The sequence below is a fragment of the Novosphingobium sp. genome, assembly GCF_041915465.1.
Taxonomy (GTDB): domain Bacteria; phylum Pseudomonadota; class Alphaproteobacteria; order Sphingomonadales; family Sphingomonadaceae; genus Novosphingobium.
Genome location: NZ_JAYSBK010000036.1, coordinates 1 through 17,850 on the forward strand (window position 1 = coordinate 1; position 17,850 = coordinate 17,850).

Below are 17,850 nucleotides of genomic sequence, written 5' to 3' on the forward strand. Positions count from 1 at the left end.
TTGCGAGCAGCATTGGGCGAAGTTCTCGATTGTTACCCAGAGGTGCCGCCGGCGTGGTAATTGTGTCACGCTTTGCTGCACTTGCGTGACGAAATGTCGTGTTCCGCTTGACGGTTGCGGGCAACGGAAACAGTCTCCCATCCTGCACTACATGATACAGGGGTTTTGCATGCGTTCTGCCACCCGCCGGGCCGCTTTTGCGGCGCTTTTCACCACCACCGCGCTGATCTCGACGACGGCCTTTGCGCAGGAAGCGCAGGCTCCGGAAGAGGAAGACAGCAACGTCATCGTCGTGACCGCGCAAAAGCGCAGCGAAAACCTGCAGAACGTGCCGATCTCGATCCAGGCGCTGGGCACCAAGAAGCTCGACGAACTCAATATCTCGAACTTCTCGTCCTATTCGCAGCAGTTGCCCTCGGTCTCGGCGCAGTCGGGCGGCACGCCGGGCACGAACGTGATCTACATGCGCGGCGTCGCCTCGGGCGGTGACGGCAACCACTCGGGCTCACTGCCTTCGGTCGGCGTCTATCTGGATGAACAGCCGGTAACCACGATCGGCGGCAACCTGGACGTCCACGTCTACGACATCGCCCGCATCGAAAGCCTCTCGGGTCCGCAGGGCACGCTCTATGGCGCCTCGTCGGAAGCCGGCACGATCCGCATCATCACCAACAAGCCTTCGACTGCCGGGTTCGAAGGCCGCGTCGATGGCGAGATCAACACCGTCCACAAGGGCGGCGTCGGCGGCAAGCTGGAAGGCATGGTCAACATGCCGCTGTCCGAAACTGCGGCCCTGCGCGTGGTTGGCTTCTGGCAGCGCGATGCCGGTTACATCGACAACGTTCCCGGCACCCGCACCTTCTGCGGCACCACGCTCTATGACGGCGATGGCAACGTCACCGGCTGCCTCAAGGACGGGATCTCGGTCAACAACGCGGCCCTCGTCAAGAAGGATGCGAACTACACTGAAACCTATGGTGGCCGTGCCGCGCTGAAGGTCGATCTTGATGACAGCTGGACCGTGACCCCCGCGGTCATGTACCAGGAAACCAAGAGCCACGGGAACTACGGCTACGATCCGACCGTGGGCGACCTGCAGTACCAGCACTTCTATCCGGATTTCCGCAACGACAAGTTCGTCCAGGCGGCGCTGACCATCGAGGGCAAGGTCGGCAACTGGGACGTCACCTATGCGGGCGCCTATCTCGATCGCAAGACCTACTCGGAAAGCGATTATACCGACTACGCCGAAGCCTATGACAGCTACTACGAAAGCGTCGGGGGCCTCGCCTATTACTTCGCCTACCAGGATGCCTCGGGCAACACGATCGATCCGCGCCAGAAGGTGCTCGGCAGCGACCACTTCAAAAAGATGAGCCACGAACTGCGCGTCTCTTCGCCGCAGGACGGCCCGGTGCGCTTCGTCGGTGGCCTGTTCTATCAGCGCCAGTCGAACGAGATTCACCAGGATTACCAGATCCCCGGCCTTGGCCCGAATCTCTCGGTCAATGGATCGCCCGGCACGCTCTGGCTGACCCAGCAGGAACGCGTCGACAAGGACTATGCCGCGTTCGGTGAAATGAGCGTGGACCTGACCGACAAGCTGACCTTCACCGTCGGCGGGCGCGCGTTCAAGTATGACAACTCGCTGATCGGGTTCTTCGGTTTCGGCCGCAACCCGGGCGACAATTATACCGACACCCCGTATAACGGCGCATGGAGCTCCAAGACGGGTGTGATCCAGTGCTTCACCAGCACGGGCGCGCGGCTTACCGATGTAAAGGGCACGCCTGGCATTGTTTTGGCCAGCCCCGCCGTCGCTGGCAGCCCGTGCACCAACCTGGGTGTGTGGGAGAACGGCAAGGCCGTACCGACCCGCGCCAAGGGTGATGGCTTCACCTTCCGCATGAACGCCACTTACAAGCCCAATGAAGACCTGTTGTTCTATGGTACGTTCAGCAAGGGCTTCCGTCCGGGCGGGATCAACCGCCGCGGGGACTTCGGTCCATATCAGCCCGATTACCTGTACAACTACGAATTCGGTTTCAAGACCACGCTGGCTGATGGCCTGATCCGCTTCAATGGTGCGATCTATCAGCAGAACTGGAACAGCTTCCAGTTCAGCTATCTGGGGCCGAACAGCTTCACGATCATCACCAACGGTCCGAATGCGCGGATCCGCGGCTTCGATCTCGATGCCTCACTGTTCGCCGGGCCGTTCACGCTGAACGTGGCCGGCGCCTATACCGACGCAAAGATCAAGCAGAACTTGTGCCACGCGATTGATCCGACCTACACTTGCGCGACCGGTGGCAACTCGATCGACGCTCCGGCCGGCACCCGCCTGCCGATCACGCCGAAGTGGAAGATGAGCGCGACCGCCCGCTACACCCAGCCGGTTGGCGATGCGAAGGCCTATGGCCAGGTCAACATGACCTATCAGGGTTCGGCGCCGTCCGACCTGCGCACCGCCAATGCCGCGCTGATGGGCGATCTCAAGGCCTTTGCCCAGTTCAACCTGGCGCTGGGTGCGGATTGGAGCCGGTTCAACGTCGAACTGTTCGTGACCAATCTGCTTGACGAGCGCGGCGATCTTTCGCGCTATGTCCAGTGCGGCCTGTGCTCGCGCACCTATATCGTGCCGAACCAGCCGCGCACCTTCGGCCTGCGCGTCGGTTCGAAGTTCTGAGCTGACGCCGTTTCGGCGCAACGTGAAAGCGCCCCGGTCCTTTGCGGGACCGGGGCGTTTTGCGTTTCAGGCGAGCGATGCCAGCGCGCGGCGCAGCGTGGAATAGTGTGAAGAGCCGGGCAGGCGCTTGAGCCTGACCGGGCCGGGCAGCGCCTCGGCCATCGCGGGCGGGGTCCAGGTGTCGGCCTCGCCCTGCCAGATCGTGATGGGGGCGGTCACGGCTGAAAGGCTTTCGCGCCAATCCGCCACATAGGCTTCGACTTCCTGCGCAAAGCCATGCCAGTCGCGCCCCAGTCCGCCGCGCAGCACCTCTGCCATGCCGGCGCGGAAGACCGGATCACGCGCCAATGCGGCGTCGTCCCCGGCCGCACTGGCGAACAGCCGGTCGAACAGGAAGCTGGGCGCGATGCGCGCAATCAGCCCTTCCATCTGTGCCACGGCGCGAAACAGGCGCGCCTTGCGCGCGGCCATGCGGAACAGCGGCCCGCCCGCCATCTGGCCCAGAAAGTCGCCCAGTTGCAGCGGCGCGGCGGGAGAGGCGAGGTGGATGTGCGCAACCCGGGCACCAAGTTCGCGCGCCACGGCCAATGCAACGGTTGCGCCCAGCGAGAAGCCGATCAGCGTAATCGGCCCATTGGCGCAGTTCGCCTGCACCTGCGCGGAGAGTGCGGCGGCGCTCAGCGGCGCGTTGCGGTCCGGCGCAAAGTCGGCAAGTCCCATCGGCGCGCAAAGCGCCCATTCGCCGCTCCCGCCGGGCAGTCCGTGGAAATAGGTGCGGGTCGGCAAAACAATAGGAGCGGCCATGCGGCCGCTCCTACCACTGGCCGCGCCCCCACGGCCAGTTAAACCACTCCCGCGCCTTGGCCCTGCCTCAGGCGGCGAGCTTGCTTGCGTCGGCCCAGTTGCCATGCAGGCCTGAACGCAGCCGGATCGGCAGCTTGGCCCGGCCGACCGGCCCGTCCTCCAGCTTCAGCGCATCGAGCACGACCAGGTCGGTGTAATTGGTGATCAGGTTATCGACGAGCGCGATGATCCAGCCGTCGCCTTCGGCGCTGTCCGGGCTGCGCGGCACAAAGCACGGCTCCTGCACGATCGACTGCGGCCCGGCCCACCAGGCGTCTTCTTTGCCCGTGGCATGGTCCCAGTGGCCGATCTTGTTCATCTTGAAGCCCGAGGCGCGCCCGCGCACGAATTCCATCGGCAAGTCGCGGTCCATGACAAGGCCCCAGCCGTGGCGATAGGGCCGTCCGACATAGCGTTCGTCGATCCGCGGGAATTCGTCGATCCAGTTGGTCAGCTTGGTGACGGCGCTGAATTCCTCGGTGTTGCTGGCCAGGTCCACCGTCCAGCGGTGGAGATAGGGTAGCCCCGCCTCGGGATCGAACGGCGCGCCGTGGATGTCGGGGAAGAACGGGAAGGAATTGTTCTCGGCCTGGGGAATGTCGAAGTGGATCTTCGTGCCGTCCTGGAAGGCGTTCATCACGTGGCTGGCGAAGACGGTCCTGGGCGCCTTGAACCAGCGCATGTCCTTGGCGCTCACGCCGGTCCCGCGCGGGAGGATGCCGAGCCAGACCGGCAGGGTGGTATCAAAGCCGAAGTGTGGCAGGCCTGCTTTCAGCCGCTCCCAGTTCGAGGTCGAGGGCACGATGTGGAAAATCGCGTAGTCCTCGGTCAGGCCATAATCGTGCATCATGCAGTAATACGGCACGTCGAACTCGGTCTCGAACAGCAGCTCACCAGTCGGGCTGATCTCGAAGTACGAACAGTCGGTGGTGAGCAGGCCCTTGGCGGCATAGCCGAAGGTGCACATGTTGCCGGTGCCGGGATCGATCTTGGCATGGGCGTTGAAGGTCTGGTTCTTCAGCTTGCCGCCGAAATCGTGATAGCCGTGGGTTTCAAGGCTAAGCGGGTCCATCAGCAGGACGGGGCTGTCCTCCTTCATCGCATAGAGCTTGCCGGCGTGGACCATCACGTTGGTGTTGGCCGTGCCGCGGATCATGCCTTTCACCGCGTCATCGTCGGTCAGCGGATTGCGATAGGCCCCGAACAGCGACTTGCCCGCCGCGCGTTCGACCTTCCACTTGTCGGTCTGGGCATAGCGCTGGCGGAAATCCACCTTGCCGCCGCGAAAGTGAAACAGGCTGACCATGCCGTCGCCGTTGAAGAACTGGTCGTTCTCGAACTTGGGCGGGAACTGGCCGTCGGGGTGAACCCGGTGAAACGTGCCGTTGAGGCTTTCCGGGATTTGGCCTTCGACTTCCAGATCGAGGATGTCCCCTTCGATGCGAAGCGGGCGCAGCGGGCCGGTAAACCCTTGGGTAGGGGGGTAATGTGCCAAGCGAGCCTCTCCTGATTTTCTAACAAATGTTAGATTATCGCACGGTGGGCAACCCGCGTTGATTCAGGTCAATCTTCGGGCAGCTTGCAGATGTCGGTCCATTCCGCGCCCACCAGCGCGGCCAGCCGCCGGGGTTCGACCTCAACCGAACTGGTGCGCGAGCCGGCGGCAGGGAACACCGTGGCATAGGCCAGCAGAGACTGGTCGGCGACGATCGGCAGGTCGGTGGCAAGACCGAAGGGGCAGACCCCGCCGACGGCATGGCCCGTCAACGCCAGCGTTTCTTCCGGATCGAGCATCCGGGGGCGCCCGCCCAGCGCGGCCTTGCACTTGGCATTGTCGAGCCGGGCATCCCCGCGCGCGAGCAGCAGCATCACCTTGTCGCCGACGCGAAAGGCCAGCGTCTTGGCGATCCGGCCGGGTTCGACGCCCAGCACCTCGGCGGCCTCGGCAACGGTGGCGGTAGAGCGCGAATGGTCGATCAGCGCGAGGTCCGGCGCGTGGCGTTCCAGCCAGGCGATGACGCTTTCCGCGCTCATTCCTCGTCCCCGTAACGCTCCATCCGCAACGCGGCCTTGAGATAGTCTTCCGCAGCGGCCTTCAGCAGCGGTTCCTTGGCAAAGGCCTCTGCCGGCAGCGGGGCGACGCCCAGTGCGTCCATCAAGGTCCACAGCGCGAACTTGCGGCCCGGCTCGCGCTCCACGCCAAAGCCGATCTTAAGCCGTTCGAGACCCAGTTCGTATTCCGCTTCGGTCAGTTCGGACGGGTCTTCCGTATGGAAGAAGTGCAGGATCAGCGCGTCGAGGTCCATCTGATCAGAGCCAGCCGAGCGCCTGTGCGCTCCACATCGCGGCGCCGCCGAGCGCGAGCGCCAGGACATAGCCGCCCCAACCGTGCTTTCCTTCGCGCTTGTCCCAGACCAGTGGAATCTCGGGCAAGGGCGGGGCCTCTGGCGCGCCGCCCTTGGGCGGAAAGCGATCCTCGATCCGGCGGATCAGTTCGGGCAGGCGCAGCAGGGTCTGCGTGTCTTGGCGCAGCCGGTCCGCAATCGCGGCCTCGGGGCCAAGCTCGTCGCGGATCCAGCTCCTCACGAAGGGGCTGGCAACGTCCCACATGTTGATCTGCGGGTCGAGCTGGGTGGCAAGGCCCTCGACCATCACCATGGTCTTTTGCAGCAGCAGCAGGTGCGGCTGGGTCTGCATGTCGAACTCGCGGGTGATCGCGAACAGGCTGTCGAGCATCTGCCCGACCGACAGTTCGCTTACCGGCCGCCCCCGCGTCGGTTCGCCAACGGCGCGAAGGGCCGTCGCGAATTCATCGACCGAATGATAGCTCGGCACATATTGCGCCTCGAAATGGATCTCGGCCACGCGGCGATAATTGCCGGTCGTCAGGCCATAGAGGATTTCGGCCAGCCACAGCCGCGCGCGACGGTCGATCCGGCCCATGATGCCAAAGTCGATCGCCGCGATGGAGCCATCGGCCTGCACGAACAGGTTGCCCTGGTGCATGTCGGCATGGAAATAGCCGGCGCTGATCGCCTGGTGCAGGAAAGTCAGTACCAGTCGCCTGGCGAGGGCGGGCAGATCGTGACCTGCCTCCTTGAGCGTCTGTGTCTCGCTGATCTTGGTGCCGTCGATCCATTCGATCGTCATGACCCGGCCGTTGGTCCGGTCCCAGTCGACGGCGGGCACGCGGTAGCCATCGTCGGCCTTCATCTTTTCGGCCAGTTCGGAGGCCGAAGCAGCCTCACGCCGCAGGTCCAGTTCGCGCAGGGTCCAGCGCTTGAAATTGGCGATGACCAGGCGTGGACGCAGGCGCGCGGGTTCACCCCCCAGCGCCTCAAGATGGGCGGCGGCCCATTCGTAGGTCTCGATGTCGCGGGCGAACTTCTCGCGAATGCCGGGGCGCAGCACCTTGACCGCGACAGTCCTGCCATCGGTGGTGACGGCCTTGTGGACCTGCGCGATCGAGGCCGCGCCGACCGGAACCGGGTCGATGCTTTCGAACAGGGCCTCGATGGGCTTGGCAAAGCTTGCCTCGATCTCGCGCCGGATCAGCGCGAAATCGACCGGGGGCAGACTGTCCTGCAGCAGCAGCAGGTTGCTGGCCGCGTCTTCTCCCACGATGTCGGGCCGGGTGGCGAGCGTCTGGCCCAGCTTGATCGCGGCGGGGCCGATGTCCTGAAACGCACCGGCATAGTCGGGCATGGCTGGCTGGATCGTGCCAAACCGGGCAATCCGGCACAGCCGCCGGACCTGCGGCGGAGTGTTGGGGTCGTGCTCGATTCCGCGCAGCGCACCGTGCCGGGCAAGCGTCCGCCCCCAGCGCAGTAGCCGCAGGACATGGGTGCTGGCGCGGGTCAAATCAGATCTTCCACCCCGAATGGATCGCGACGAGCCCGCCAAGGATCGGTTCCACACGCGTGCGCACGAACCCGGCCTCGCGGATCATGCGCTCGAATTCGGGCATGGTCGGGAAGCGGCGGATCGATTCGATCAGGTAGCGATAGCTTTCGGCGTCCCCGGCAATGGCCGAGCCAATCTTCGGCACCAGCTGGTGCGAATAGAAGTCATAGACTTCCTTGAAGCCGGGCCACTGCGTGGTCGAGAATTCGAGGCAGTAGAACCGCCCGCCGCGCTTCAGCACGCGGTATGCTTCGGCCAGGGCCTTGTCGATCCGGGTGACGTTGCGGATCCCGAAGGCGATCGTATAGGCATCGAAAAAGCGGTCGGGGAAGGTCAGCTCCTCGGCGTTCTGGCGCGACCAGACGAGGGTATCGAGGCCTTTCTCCATCGCGCGTTCGATGCCGACGTCGAGCATATCCTGGTTGATGTCGGACACGGTGATGCTGGCGCCGTGCGCGGCCATGCGGAACGCGATGTCGCCGGTGCCGCCCGCCATGTCGAGGATCTGCTCGTTTGGCTGGGGTTTCACCCGCCGCACGAACTTGTCCTTCCACAGGCGGTGCATGCCTGCCGACATGGCATCGTTCATAACGTCGTACTTCTTGGCGACGCTCGAAAAGACTTCGCCCACACGGGCGGTCTTTTCTTCGGGGCTGACGTCTTCGTAGCCGAAGGAAACCTTGTCGTTCATGCCGCGCGCCTTAGCTGTTCGAGGCGCGCGGTTCCAGCGAAAGCGTGCGGGTTTCGGAAGCTTTGCGCGCGCTTACTGCTCGGGTGGACCGAACATGTGCGGGGCCAGATGCATCAGGAAGTCGGCCTTGCCGATTTCCACGCCCTGGTTGCGCAGGATCGCATAGGCGGCGGCGGCATGGAAATAGAAGTTGGGCACGGCAAACCCGGTCAGGAAGGTCACCCCGTCGAAGCGCATCCCCGCGCCGTTGGGAAAGGTGATCACGATTTCGCGACTGGCCCCGGCATCGTAGGCGGCGGGATCGACCGATTCGAGATAGGCGATGGTCTTGTCGCAGCGCTGCTTCAGCTCGGCAAAGCTCGCTTCGGTATCGGCCATTGCGGGGGCATCGGCGCCCGTGAGGCGCGCGGCGGCGCCCTTGGCGGCGTCGGAGGCAATCTGGATCTGGCGGGCCAGCGCGAACATGTCGGGCGCGAGGCGGGCCTCGATCAGCACGGCTTCGTCCTTTTGCGCGGCGGCCTTGTCGAGCCAGGCCTTGAAGTTGTTCAGCATCGCGATGAAGCCCGGAACGGACAAGCGATAGAGCGAATAGGACATGCTTGGATTCTCCCGGTGATGTGTTGTCGGGCGCGAACCTAGGGTTGCGCAATTCCAGTTGCAATAAGAAACTTATGAGGCATGGACAAGCGGGCCTGGGCTGGCCTAATCCTGCCCGCACCATGCCAGAGCTTCCCGAAGTCGAAACCACTGTGCGCGGCCTTGCCCGCTACCTTGAAGGCGCGGTCCTGAAGCGGGTGGAGCCGCGCCGCGAGGGGCTGCGCCGCCCGTTCCCGGCGGACCTGGTGCAGGTGATGACCGGCGCGCGCGTCACGGGCATGGGCCGCCGCGCCAAATACGGGCTGATCGATACCGACCGGGGCCAGACGCTGGTGTTCCACCTCGGCATGTCGGGGCGCTGGCGAATCGAGCCGGAGGAGCTGGGCGCGCACGATCACCTTGTGCTGGAGACTGAGAGCGGCCACACGCTGGCGCTGTGCGATCCGCGCCGGTTCGGCTCGGTCGACCTGGTGGAAACCGCGCGGCTGGGCGAATGGCCGCAGTTTGCGGCAATGGGACCGGAACCTCTGGGCGATGAATTGACCGCTGCGCATCTCAAGGCGGCGCTCGCCGGGCGCAGCGCTGCGATCAAGCTGATGCTGCTCGACCAGCGCATCGTCGCGGGTCTGGGCAATATCTATGTTTGCGAGGCGCTGTTCCGAGCCGGGATCGCGCCCGGCAAGGCGGCGGGCAAGGTCAGCGGGCCTGCGCTCGCGCGGTTGGTGCCAGAGATCAGGGCCGTGATTGCCGAGGCAATTGAGGCCGGCGGATCGACCCTGCGCGACTATGCCCAGCCAGACGGGCAATTGGGCTATTTCTCGAAGCGATTCGATGTTTACGACCGCGAAGGGCAGCCCTGCTCGCAGTGCGGCGCCCCCATCATGCGCTTTGCGCAAGGCGGACGCAGCACATGGCATTGCTCGAAGTGTCAGAAGTAATGCCGGAAGCGCTGCGAATGCTTGACGATTCGGCCCTCCACAGTTAAGGGCCGCGCTTCTTGCGGGTCCGACTCCGGTTGGGCCTTGCACAATTGCACGAGATTCAACCGTAGGGTGGCTGCGCAGTCGCGGCCGAATGAAGGACGAACATGGCCAATACGCCGCAAGCCAAGAAGCGCATCCGTCGCAACGAACGTCGCGCCGAAATCAATGGCAACCGCCTCGGGCGCATCCGCACCTTCGTGAAGAAGGTCGAATCGGCCCTCGCCGGTGGTGACAAGACCGCTGCCGCTGAAGCCCTGGCTGCTGCCCAGCCGGAATTGGCTCGCGGCGTCGCGCGCGGCGTGCTGCACAAGAACACCGCGGCCCGCAAGCTGTCGCGCCTGACGAAGCGGGTTGCCGCTCTCTGATTCGCGAAGCGGTCTGATTCGGCTTCTCAAAGCCGGATCCAGGGCACGAAAACGGAACACGGCCGGCGGGCAATCCGCCGGCCGTTTTCGTTGCGTAACAAAACTGTAATGGTGCGTTGCGGCAAGTCGATGGAATCCGGCGATTCGCTTCGCCCTTTCGACAAAAACATAGCCTTAACAGCGTGTTAGGATTTGCCTTCGGAATTCTCCGATGCACCACCGCGTCAAGGGCATTTATTTCATTTTTTTTACCTTCCGCGCCTTGCCCTCAACGGTGAAGCGTCCATAAATCCACAACTGCCTGGCGGCGCTTTCAGCCCCAGGCGTCACAAACAAATTCGATTCTTGCGCCAGCTTTGGGCGGCTGGTGATGGGTGATGCGTGCCGTAAAGGGCGGTGCGCGTCTGGTCTGTTCTTGAGTGGGGGCGTTCCGGGGTGACTGGATCGGGTATCGGCGGCGTGCGGGGCAATCAGAGCGCCAGCAACAGGAATGACGCAGAGCGCATGATGGAAGAACAAGAAGCGCTCGACCTTGCCGCGGACTGGGCTGACATCAGCCAAGGCCTGCGTAAGGATCTGGGGCAGCAGCTCCATAGCCAGTGGATCAAGCCGATCCAGCTGGGCACCTTCTGCAAGGAAACCGGAACGCTGGACCTGTTCCTGCCGACCGAGTTTTCGGCGAACTGGGTGGCGGACCGATTCGCCGACCGGCTGTCGCTCGCCTGGAAGATCGCCCGGCCGGACGTGCGCCACGTGCGGATTTCGGTGCTGCCGGGCCGCCGCGCGCTGCCGGGGCTGCGGCTGGGCCGCGAGGACGGCTCGCGCCGCGCCGCCAACGATTCGCCGATTCCCACCTTGCCGGGCGATGCGCTGGGCATGGGCGCGGCCGAACTCGGCACGCTTGGGCAGGGCTCGATTGGGCTCGACCCGTCGCTGACCTTCGCCACCTTCGTCTCGGGTGCGGCCAACGTGCTGGCCAGCAATGCCGCACAGCGCATGGCGGCGACCGAAACCCCGCAGTTCGCGCCGCTCTATCTCAAGGCTGCGACGGGGCAGGGCAAGACGCACCTGCTCCACGCGATCGGCCACGCCTACCTGGCGAATCATCCCCGCGCGCGGATCTTCTACTGCTCGGCCGAGCGCTTCATGGTCGAATTCGTCCAGGCGCTGCGCCAGAACCAGACGATCGAGTTCAAGGCGCGGCTGCGCGGGTTCGACCTGCTGCTGGTCGATGACATCCAGTTCATCATCGGCAAGGCGAGCGCGCAGGAAGAACTGCTCTACACGATCGACGCGCTGCTGGCCGAAGGCAAGCGGCTGGTCTTCGCCGCCGACCGTGCGCCCCAGGCGCTCGACGGGGTGGAGCAGCGCCTGCTCTCGCGCCTCTCCATGGGTCTGGTCGCGGACATCCAGCCCGCCGACATCGAACTGCGCCGCGCGATCCTGGAACACCGTCTCCAGCGCTTTTCGCCGACGCACGTTCCGGCCGACGTGGTCGAATTCCTTGCCCGCACGATCAACCGCAACGTGCGCGAGCTGGTGGGCGGCCTCAACAAGCTGATCGCCTATGCCCAGCTGACCGGCCAGGCCGTGTCGCTCCAGCTGGCCGAGGAACAGCTGACCGACATCCTTTCGGCCAATCGCCGCCGCATCACCATCGACGAGATCCAGCGCACCGTCTGCCAGTTCTACCGGGTCGACCGGACCGAAATGGCCAGCAAGCGCCGCGCCCGCGCGGTGGTGCGTCCGCGCCAGGTGGCGATGTACCTCGCCAAGGTGCTGACCCCGCGCAGCTACCCCGAAATCGGCCGCAAGTTCGGCGGGCGCGATCACTCCACCGTGATCCACGCCGTGCGCCTGATCGAAGACCTGCGCACCCGCGATGCCGACATGGACGGCGATGTGCGCAGCCTGCTGCGCCAGCTTGAAAGCTAAGCGCTTATCCCCGGGTGAGTCACAGGTTGTGCGCCGTCAGCGCACAGCTTGTACGCAGGCTCTGCACAGGGTTGTGAACAGGGTTATGGGCAGGCTCTCCACAGGCGAGCCTGCCCGTTTTTCGTATCTCGACTGAAGCCGAATAGCCCACCCCGCTGCGACTAGCCTCGCCGGAATGCGCGGCAAGTCTCGCTCCCCTCCCGCAAGCGGGAAGGGTTGGGGGTGGGTTTATCGTGCGAACCGATCACCCCGCGAACAGCCCGCCGTCGACCACCAGTTCGCTGCCCGTGCTGAAGGCGGCGCGGTCGGAGGCGAGGAAGACGACGGCGTCGGCCACGTTGCGCGGTTCGCCCAGGTGGCCGAGCGGGTGCATGGCCGAGACATTGGCCAGCATCTCGTTGTTGCCGAGGCCCTGGGCTGCGGCGAAATCGTCGACCAATTTGCGGCCCATGTCGGTGTCGATCACGCCGGGGTGGACCGAGTTCACACGGATCCGTGCCGGGGCAAGTTCCACCGCGCAGCCCTTGGTAAACAGGCGCACCGCGCCCTTGGTCGAATTGTAGCAGGTGCCGCCCGCCGCGCCCTGCAGCCCTGCGACCGACGAGAGGTTCACGATCGCCGTGCCGCCGCGCCACAGGTGGGCGCGTTCGGCCAGCAAGGGAATCGCGGCGCGGGTGCCCATGAACACGCCCTCGCAGTTGACCGCGTGGAGGCGGCGCCAGTCTTCCAGCGTGGTTTCGGTGATCGGCTTGAACAGCCACAGCCCGGCGTTGTTGACCAGAATGTCGAGCCCGCCCGCCTCGGCGCGCAGCCAGTCCATCGTCGCGGCCCAGTCTGCTTCGCTGGTGACGTCCTGCGCGCGGGCGAGGCCGCCGATTTCGGCGGCGAGGTCTTCGGGCGCGGTAAGGTCGGTTACGGCGACTTTGGCCCCAGCAGCGGCCAGCGCGCGGGCAGCGGCAGCGCCCAGTCCGCGCGAAGCCCCGGTAACAAGCGCAATGCGCCCTTCAAGATCAGACATTTCTCTCTCCTCGGTTTGTCTTTGGACCGAGTGTGGGGAAGGATCGCCGCCTTGTCACGCCCTGACGGAGCATGGAGGCATGGCATCGCCCCCGGTTTCCTGCTTAAAGCGCGGCGATGACCCTTGCCGAAGATCGCCTTGACCGTTTTGCCCGCCACATCGTGCTGCCCGAGATCGGCGGCGTGGGGCAAGTGGCGCTCGCCGAAGCGCACGTGGTGTTGATTGGCTGCGGCGGAATCGGCAGCCCGGCGCTGCAATATCTGGCGGCGGCAGGGGTGGGCCGGCTGACCCTGGTCGATGACGATGTGGTCGATGCCAGCAATCTTCAGCGCCAGACGATCTACACGGCCGCCGATGTCGGGCGGCTCAAGGCAGAAGTGGCGGCCGAATGGACGGCTCGGTTCGATCCAATCCTGAAGGTCCGCGCACACGCCGGGAGGGTGAGGGATGAGAACGCGGCACAGATCCTTCAGGACGCGACTGTTGTGCTTGATGGATGTGACAACTTCGCGACTCGCCTGGTCGTGTCCGACGCCTGCGTGAAGGCTGGCGTGCCGCTGACCAGCGCGGCAATCGGGCGGTTTCAGGGGCAGGTCGCCAATTTCGCCGGGCACCGCGAAGGCGAGAGCTGCTATCGCTGCTTCGTCGGCGACGCCTTCGATGCCGAGGATTGCGATACCTGCGCCGCCGACGGCGTGCTGGGGGCGATGGTGGGCATGGTCGGTTCGATGGCCGCGATGGCGGCGGTGCGGGTGATCCTTGAAGGCAAGACGGCGCTGGGCGATCCGCAGTGGGGCAAGCTCCACCTGATCGAAGGACTGGTGCCGAGCCTCAGGACCATGCGGATCGTCAAGGACGCCGAGTGCCGGGGCTGCTCAGCCGCCTAGCATTTCCGCAACCCACGCGGGCACGACTTCGCTGGCCGGGCCGAGCCGGGTTTCGTGGAACCAGTGCGAGCCTTGGGATCGTTCAAGGTTAAGCTCCAGCGTCTGCATGCCCAGATCGCGCGCGCTTTGGACGAAGCCCGCCGCCGGATAGACCGCGCCCGAGGTGCCGATCGAGACGAACAGGTCCGCCTGCCTGAGCGCGCCGTAAATCCGCTCCATCTGGTAGGGCATCTCGCCAAACCAAACGACGTCGGGCCGCAGGGTGCGGGCCTGGCACACCGGGCAGGGCGGGCGATTCACCAGTGGCCCGCGCCAGGGCGAGCGAATGTCGCAGCTGGTGCACCAGGCCTTGAGGTGCTCGCCGTGCATGTGCAGCACGCGCGATGCGCCGCCGCGTTCGTGCAGGTCATCGACGTTCTGCGTCACGATCAAGAGGTCGCCGCGCCACTGCGCGTCAAGCTCGGCCAGGGCAAAGTGCGCGGCGTTGGGCAGCCTTTCCTGAATCGCGGCACGGCGCATGTCGTAGAAGCGGTGAACGAGGTTCGGATCGCGCGCGAAGGCTTCCGGCGTGGCGACGTCTTCCACCCGGTGCTGTTCCCACAGCCCGCCCCCACCGCGAAAGGTGTCGATGCCGCTTTCGGCGGATATGCCCGCCCCGGTCAGGATCACGATGTTGCGGATTTGGCTCATCGCGGCCATGAAGCACGGCCTGAAGGGAACACGCAATGGCCAGAATCGGAATTATCGGCAGCGCGGGGCGCATGGGGCAGGCGCTGGTCGATGCCATCAAGGCGGCGGGCGAAATTCACGCTGGCGGGGTCGACAAGGGCGACGACGTGACCGCGCTGGCCGCGAGCTGCGACGTGCTGGTCGATTTCTCTTCGCCCCACGCGCTGGAGGCCAATCTGGACGCGGCGATGGCCGCAGGCGTGCCGATCGTGGTCGGCACTACCGGCCTTGAGGAGCGCCACCACTGGCTGTGCGACAGTGCATCGGCATCGATTCCCGTGCTGCAGACCGGTAATACCTCGCTCGGCGTCACGCTGCTTGCCCACCTCGTGCGCGAAGCGGCGGCGCGGCTGGGTGAGGACTGGGATATCGAGATCGTCGAAACCCACCACCGCATGAAGGTTGACGCGCCTTCCGGCACGGCGCTGCTGTTGGGCGAAGCGGCGGCCAAGGGGCGCGGCGTGGCGCTGGCGGAGGTCAGCGCGCGCGGGCGCGACGGGATTACGGGCGCGCGGCGGGCTGGCGACATCGGCTTTGCCGCGCTGCGCGGGGGCACGGTGGCGGGCGATCACACCGTTCATTTCCTGGCCGATAACGAGCGGCTCAGCCTGTCGCACCTGGCTGAAAACCGCGCGATCTTTGCCAAGGGCGCGGTGCGGGCGGCGCAATGGCTGCTGGGTAAGGAGCCGGGCCGCTATACCATGCCGCAGGTGCTGGACCTTTGAACAAGGCCCAGATCTTCGAATTCTTTCGCCGCCTGGCCGAGGACAATCCCTCGCCCGAGACGGAGCTTGAGTTCGGCAATACCTATCAATTGCTGGTTGCGGTGGTGCTGTCGGCCCAATCGACCGACGTTGGCGTGAACAAGGCCACGCGCGCGCTGTTTCGCGATGTGAAGACGCCGGCGCAGATGGTCGCGCTCGGCGAGGAGGGGTTAAAGCAGCACATCAAGACCATCGGCCTGTTCAACTCCAAGGCCAAGAACGTCATCGCGCTGTCCGAAATCCTGGTGCGCGATTTCGGCGGCGAAGTGCCGGCCGACCGCGACGTGCTGACCACCCTGCCGGGCGTGGGCCGCAAGACCGCCAATGTCGTGATGAACTGCGCCTTTGGGGCAGAGACCTTTGCGGTCGATACCCACATCTTCCGCGTCGGCAATCGCACGGGCCTCGCCAAGGGAAAAACCCCGCTGGCGGTCGAGAAGCAGCTGGAAAAAAAGGTGCCAGAACCCTTTCGCGTCGGTGCGCATCACTGGCTGATTTTGCATGGGCGCTACATCTGCAAGGCCCGCACGCCCGAATGTTGGTGCTGTCCGGTACTTGACCTTTGCCTATATAAGCACAAGGTAATAGACAAGAAGGGCAAGGCGGCCTGAGCGCAAGACCTTGCCTGTCAGGGGGGAAACGCGAGCAAAGGAGAATTGCCATGCCACGCTATCTGCCCCTTACCGTCGTCGCCGCGATCGCGCTTGGCGCCTGCACCCAGCAAAGTGCCGAATCCACTCCCAAGAGCAAGGCTCCGGCCGCCAAGGTCGTGGGGGAGGCGGTAAATTGCATCCCGATCGCACAGATCAGTTCCAGCACGGTTCACGATGACCAGACGATCGACTTCAAGGTTGGCTCGAAGCTCTATCGCAATACCCTGCCCAATTCCTGCCCGGGTTTAGCCTTCGAAGGGGGCTTCTCTTACAAGACTTCGCAAAGCCAGCTGTGCAACGTCGATATCATCCACGTGCTTGATCGCACCGGCGGTCATCTGCGCGAAGGCGTGGGCTGCGGCCTTGGCAAGTTCGTGCCGATCGAACTGGAAAAGAAGAAGTAAGCCCGGCCCTCAGGGCTGGTTCTTTTCCTCGAAGTTCGAAGGATCCAGATCGAGTCCCGCGCGGCCATCGGCAGCAGTATGCGCCGGGGCGTGCGGGTGCTCGATATATTCCGATTCTTCAACTTCGAGCATGCCTTCCCACTTGGTGATGACCGAGGTCGCCACCGCGTTGCCGACCACGTTGGTGGCGGTGCGGCCCATGTCGAGGAACTGGTCGATGGCGAGGATGATCGCCACGCCTTCAACCGGCAGGCCGAACATCGCCAGCGTGCCGGTGATCACCACCAGGCTGGCGCGCGGCACGGCGGCGATGCCCTTGGAACTGATCATCAGCGTCAGCAGGATCATGATCTGCGTCCCCGCGGTGAGCGGGATACCGTAAGCCTGCGCGATGAAGATCGTCGCAAAGCTCATGTACATCATCGAGCCGTCGAGATTGAACGAATAGCCCAGCGGCAGCATGAAGCCGGAAATGCGGCGCGGCACGCCGAACCGGTCAAGCTGTTCGAACATCTTGGGCAGGGCGGCTTCGGACGAGGCGGTCGAGAACGCGATCAGCAGCGGCTGGCGGATGTACTTCACCAAGGTGACGATGCGCTTGCCAAGGAACACCGTGCCGATTGCCAGCAGGATCGACCACAGCAGGATCAGGCTCAGGTAGAATTCGAGCAGCAGCTCGACATAGGTTTTGAGGATCTCAAGCCCGCTCGCCGCCACGACATTGGCGATCGCTCCGAACACCGCGACGGGGGCATAGCGCATCACGTAGCCGGTGATCTGCAGCATCATTTCGGCCAGTGCATCGGCTCCGCGCACCAGCGGCGCACCCTTTTCGCCGATCGCCGACAGCGCCACGCCCGCAAAGATCGAGAAGACCAGGATCTGCAGGATGTTGTTCGTGGCCATCGCCTCGAACGCGTTCTTGGGGAAGATCGAGAGGATGAATTCCGGGGCGCTGAGGTGCTTGACCTCGCCCACCGCCTTGGCCGCTGCCGCCGCATCCGGGATTGGCGCGCCGACGCCCGGCTGGAACAGGTTGACCATTACCAGCCCTAGCCCGATCGAGATCAGGCTGGCGGTGATGAACCAGGCCAGCGCGCGAAACCCGATCCGGCCGAGCGCGCTGCTGTCGCCCATGTGGGCGATGCCGACGACGATGGTGGAAAGCACCAGCGGCGCGACCAGCAACTTGATCAGGTTGAGGAAGATGTCCGAAAGCAGCTTGAACCAGGGCGCGATATTGGCCTTGATCAGTTCGGCGGCCACGGTTTCATGCAGCAGCTGCCCGACGATCACGCCCAGCACCATGCCAAACAGGATCCAGGCGGTCAGGTTGCGGCTGAGCTTTTCGGAAAGGCCAGTCAGCAACGAACGGCGCTCGGTCATGGT

The 17,850-nt window shown here is 64.6% G+C and carries 18 protein-coding genes; 8 read left to right on the top strand and 10 right to left on the bottom strand.

What is annotated here, in order from left to right:
- Nucleotides 1–169 precede the first annotated feature (169 nt).
- Entirely contained in the window at nt 170–2,689 is a 2,520-nt protein-coding gene (locus ACE3SN_RS08180; RefSeq protein ID WP_374529126.1) for a TonB-dependent receptor, read from the top strand.
- A 66-nt stretch (nt 2,690–2,755) separates the two neighbouring features.
- Here ACE3SN_RS08180 and ACE3SN_RS08185 read toward each other — a convergent pair whose 3' ends face one another.
- The 7 genes from ACE3SN_RS08185 to ACE3SN_RS08215 all read right to left on the bottom strand — a co-directional run bounded on the left by ACE3SN_RS08185 (nt 2,756) and on the right by ACE3SN_RS08215 (nt 8,723).
- Nucleotides 2,756–3,493 carry an alpha/beta fold hydrolase gene (locus tag ACE3SN_RS08185; protein ID WP_374529127.1) on the bottom strand — a complete coding sequence of 246 codons (738 nt, stop codon included), beginning with the start codon at nt 3,491–3,493 and terminating at the stop codon, nt 2,756–2,758.
- A 67-nt stretch (nt 3,494–3,560) separates the two neighbouring features.
- Nucleotides 3,561–5,027 carry a carotenoid oxygenase family protein gene (locus ACE3SN_RS08190; RefSeq protein WP_374529128.1) on the bottom strand — a complete coding sequence of 489 codons (1,467 nt, stop codon included), beginning with the start codon at nt 5,025–5,027 and terminating at the stop codon, nt 3,561–3,563.
- Between the two features lie 68 nt (nt 5,028–5,095).
- Nucleotides 5,096–5,566 carry a YbaK/EbsC family protein gene (locus ACE3SN_RS08195; RefSeq protein WP_374529129.1) on the bottom strand — a complete coding sequence of 157 codons (471 nt, stop codon included), beginning with the start codon at nt 5,564–5,566 and terminating at the stop codon, nt 5,096–5,098.
- Complete coding sequence (locus tag ACE3SN_RS08200; RefSeq protein ID WP_374529130.1) at nt 5,563–5,838, bottom strand: hypothetical protein; 276 nt, start codon at nt 5,836–5,838, stop codon at nt 5,563–5,565. Before ACE3SN_RS08200 ends, ACE3SN_RS08195 begins: the two co-directional genes overlap by 4 nt.
- Nucleotides 5,839–5,842: 4 nt before the next feature.
- Nucleotides 5,843–7,393 carry a 2-polyprenylphenol 6-hydroxylase gene (gene ubiB / locus ACE3SN_RS08205; protein WP_374529131.1) on the bottom strand — a complete coding sequence of 517 codons (1,551 nt, stop codon included), beginning with the start codon at nt 7,391–7,393 and terminating at the stop codon, nt 5,843–5,845.
- A 1-nt stretch (nt 7,394) separates the two neighbouring features.
- Entirely contained in the window at nt 7,395–8,126 is a 732-nt protein-coding gene (locus ACE3SN_RS08210) for a class I SAM-dependent methyltransferase (protein ID WP_374529132.1), read from the bottom strand.
- A gap of 72 nt (nt 8,127–8,198) precedes the next feature.
- Entirely contained in the window at nt 8,199–8,723 is a 525-nt protein-coding gene (locus ACE3SN_RS08215; RefSeq protein WP_374529133.1) for a DUF1993 family protein, read from the bottom strand.
- A gap of 122 nt (nt 8,724–8,845) precedes the next feature.
- On the opposite strand from ACE3SN_RS08215, the gene mutM reads away from it, so the two are divergent.
- The 3 genes from mutM (at nt 8,846) to dnaA (ending at nt 12,006) form a co-directional block, all read left to right on the top strand.
- Nucleotides 8,846–9,661, top strand: a complete 816-nt coding sequence (mutM, locus tag ACE3SN_RS08220) for a bifunctional DNA-formamidopyrimidine glycosylase/DNA-(apurinic or apyrimidinic site) lyase (protein ID WP_374529134.1) — start codon at nt 8,846–8,848, stop codon at nt 9,659–9,661.
- Between the two features lie 149 nt (nt 9,662–9,810).
- A complete protein-coding gene (gene rpsT / locus ACE3SN_RS08225) occupies nt 9,811–10,071 on the top strand; it encodes a 30S ribosomal protein S20 (RefSeq protein ID WP_374529135.1) in 261 nt (86 codons plus the stop codon).
- 504 nt (nt 10,072–10,575) lie between these two features.
- Nucleotides 10,576–12,006: a chromosomal replication initiator protein DnaA gene (gene dnaA, locus ACE3SN_RS08230; RefSeq protein ID WP_374529136.1), complete on the top strand. Its 1,431-nt coding sequence runs from the start codon at nt 10,576–10,578 to the stop codon at nt 12,004–12,006.
- Between the two features lie 244 nt (nt 12,007–12,250).
- On the opposite strand, the gene ACE3SN_RS08235 is transcribed toward dnaA, so the two are convergent.
- Nucleotides 12,251–13,024, bottom strand: coding sequence for a glucose 1-dehydrogenase (locus tag ACE3SN_RS08235; RefSeq protein ID WP_374529137.1), 774 nt, complete (start codon nt 13,022–13,024; stop codon nt 12,251–12,253).
- Between the two features lie 116 nt (nt 13,025–13,140).
- Between ACE3SN_RS08235 and ACE3SN_RS08240 the strand changes: the two genes are divergently transcribed.
- Nucleotides 13,141–13,911: a ThiF family adenylyltransferase gene (locus ACE3SN_RS08240; protein ID WP_374529138.1), complete on the top strand. Its 771-nt coding sequence runs from the start codon at nt 13,141–13,143 to the stop codon at nt 13,909–13,911.
- Here the strand turns inward: ACE3SN_RS08240 and ACE3SN_RS08245 are convergent.
- A complete protein-coding gene (locus ACE3SN_RS08245; protein WP_374529140.1) occupies nt 13,900–14,601 on the bottom strand; it encodes an NAD-dependent deacylase in 702 nt (233 codons plus the stop codon). The genes ACE3SN_RS08240 and ACE3SN_RS08245 overlap by 12 nt on opposite strands.
- Before the next feature lie 35 nt (nt 14,602–14,636).
- On the opposite strand from ACE3SN_RS08245, the gene dapB reads away from it, so the two are divergent.
- From dapB to ACE3SN_RS08260, 3 genes are read left to right on the top strand one after another with little or no spacing between them, the layout of a single operon-like run.
- Entirely contained in the window at nt 14,637–15,365 is a 729-nt protein-coding gene (gene dapB / locus ACE3SN_RS08250; RefSeq protein ID WP_374529141.1) for a 4-hydroxy-tetrahydrodipicolinate reductase, read from the top strand.
- On the top strand, nt 15,362–16,015 hold the full coding sequence (gene nth / locus ACE3SN_RS08255) for an endonuclease III (RefSeq protein WP_374529142.1): 654 nt from the start codon (nt 15,362–15,364) through the stop codon (nt 16,013–16,015). The genes dapB and nth overlap by 4 nt, the downstream gene beginning before the upstream one ends.
- 50 nt (nt 16,016–16,065) lie before the next feature.
- Nucleotides 16,066–16,461: a hypothetical protein gene (locus ACE3SN_RS08260; RefSeq protein WP_374529143.1), complete on the top strand. Its 396-nt coding sequence runs from the start codon at nt 16,066–16,068 to the stop codon at nt 16,459–16,461.
- Nucleotides 16,462–16,470: 9 nt separating this feature from the next.
- Here the strand turns inward: ACE3SN_RS08260 and ACE3SN_RS08265 are convergent, their stop codons facing one another.
- The gene (locus tag ACE3SN_RS08265) at nt 16,471–17,847 is read right to left on the bottom strand and encodes a dicarboxylate/amino acid:cation symporter (RefSeq protein ID WP_374529144.1); all 1,377 of its coding nucleotides are present in this window, start codon (nt 17,845–17,847) and stop codon (nt 16,471–16,473) included.
- Nucleotides 17,848–17,850 lie beyond the last annotated feature (3 nt).

Bases quoted from the DNA above. Each gene is read 5' to 3' on its own strand.
- ACE3SN_RS08210 (WP_374529132.1), bottom strand. From the start codon at position 8,126: ATGAACGACAAGGTTTCCTTCGGCTACGAAGACGTCAGCCCCGAAGAA.
- ACE3SN_RS08260 (WP_374529143.1), top strand. From the start codon at position 16,066: ATGCCACGCTATCTGCCCCTTACCGTCGTCGCCGCGATCGCGCTTGGC.
- mutM (WP_374529134.1), top strand. From the start codon at position 8,846: ATGCCAGAGCTTCCCGAAGTCGAAACCACTGTGCGCGGCCTTGCCCGC.
- ACE3SN_RS08240 (WP_374529138.1), top strand. From the start codon at position 13,141: ATGACCCTTGCCGAAGATCGCCTTGACCGTTTTGCCCGCCACATCGTG.
- ACE3SN_RS08195 (WP_374529129.1), bottom strand. From the start codon at position 5,566: ATGAGCGCGGAAAGCGTCATCGCCTGGCTGGAACGCCACGCGCCGGAC.
- ACE3SN_RS08180 (WP_374529126.1), top strand. From the start codon at position 170: ATGCGTTCTGCCACCCGCCGGGCCGCTTTTGCGGCGCTTTTCACCACC.
- dnaA (WP_374529136.1), top strand. From the start codon at position 10,576: ATGATGGAAGAACAAGAAGCGCTCGACCTTGCCGCGGACTGGGCTGAC.
- ACE3SN_RS08235 (WP_374529137.1), bottom strand. From the start codon at position 13,024: ATGTCTGATCTTGAAGGGCGCATTGCGCTTGTTACCGGGGCTTCGCGC.
- ACE3SN_RS08215 (WP_374529133.1), bottom strand. From the start codon at position 8,723: ATGTCCTATTCGCTCTATCGCTTGTCCGTTCCGGGCTTCATCGCGATG.
- ACE3SN_RS08265 (WP_374529144.1), bottom strand. From the start codon at position 17,847: ATGACCGAGCGCCGTTCGTTGCTGACTGGCCTTTCCGAAAAGCTCAGC.
- rpsT (WP_374529135.1), top strand. From the start codon at position 9,811: ATGGCCAATACGCCGCAAGCCAAGAAGCGCATCCGTCGCAACGAACGT.
- ACE3SN_RS08185 (WP_374529127.1), bottom strand. From the start codon at position 3,493: ATGGCCGCTCCTATTGTTTTGCCGACCCGCACCTATTTCCACGGACTG.
- dapB (WP_374529141.1), top strand. From the start codon at position 14,637: ATGGCCAGAATCGGAATTATCGGCAGCGCGGGGCGCATGGGGCAGGCG.
- ACE3SN_RS08245 (WP_374529140.1), bottom strand. From the start codon at position 14,601: ATGAGCCAAATCCGCAACATCGTGATCCTGACCGGGGCGGGCATATCC.
- ACE3SN_RS08200 (WP_374529130.1), bottom strand. From the start codon at position 5,838: ATGGACCTCGACGCGCTGATCCTGCACTTCTTCCATACGGAAGACCCG.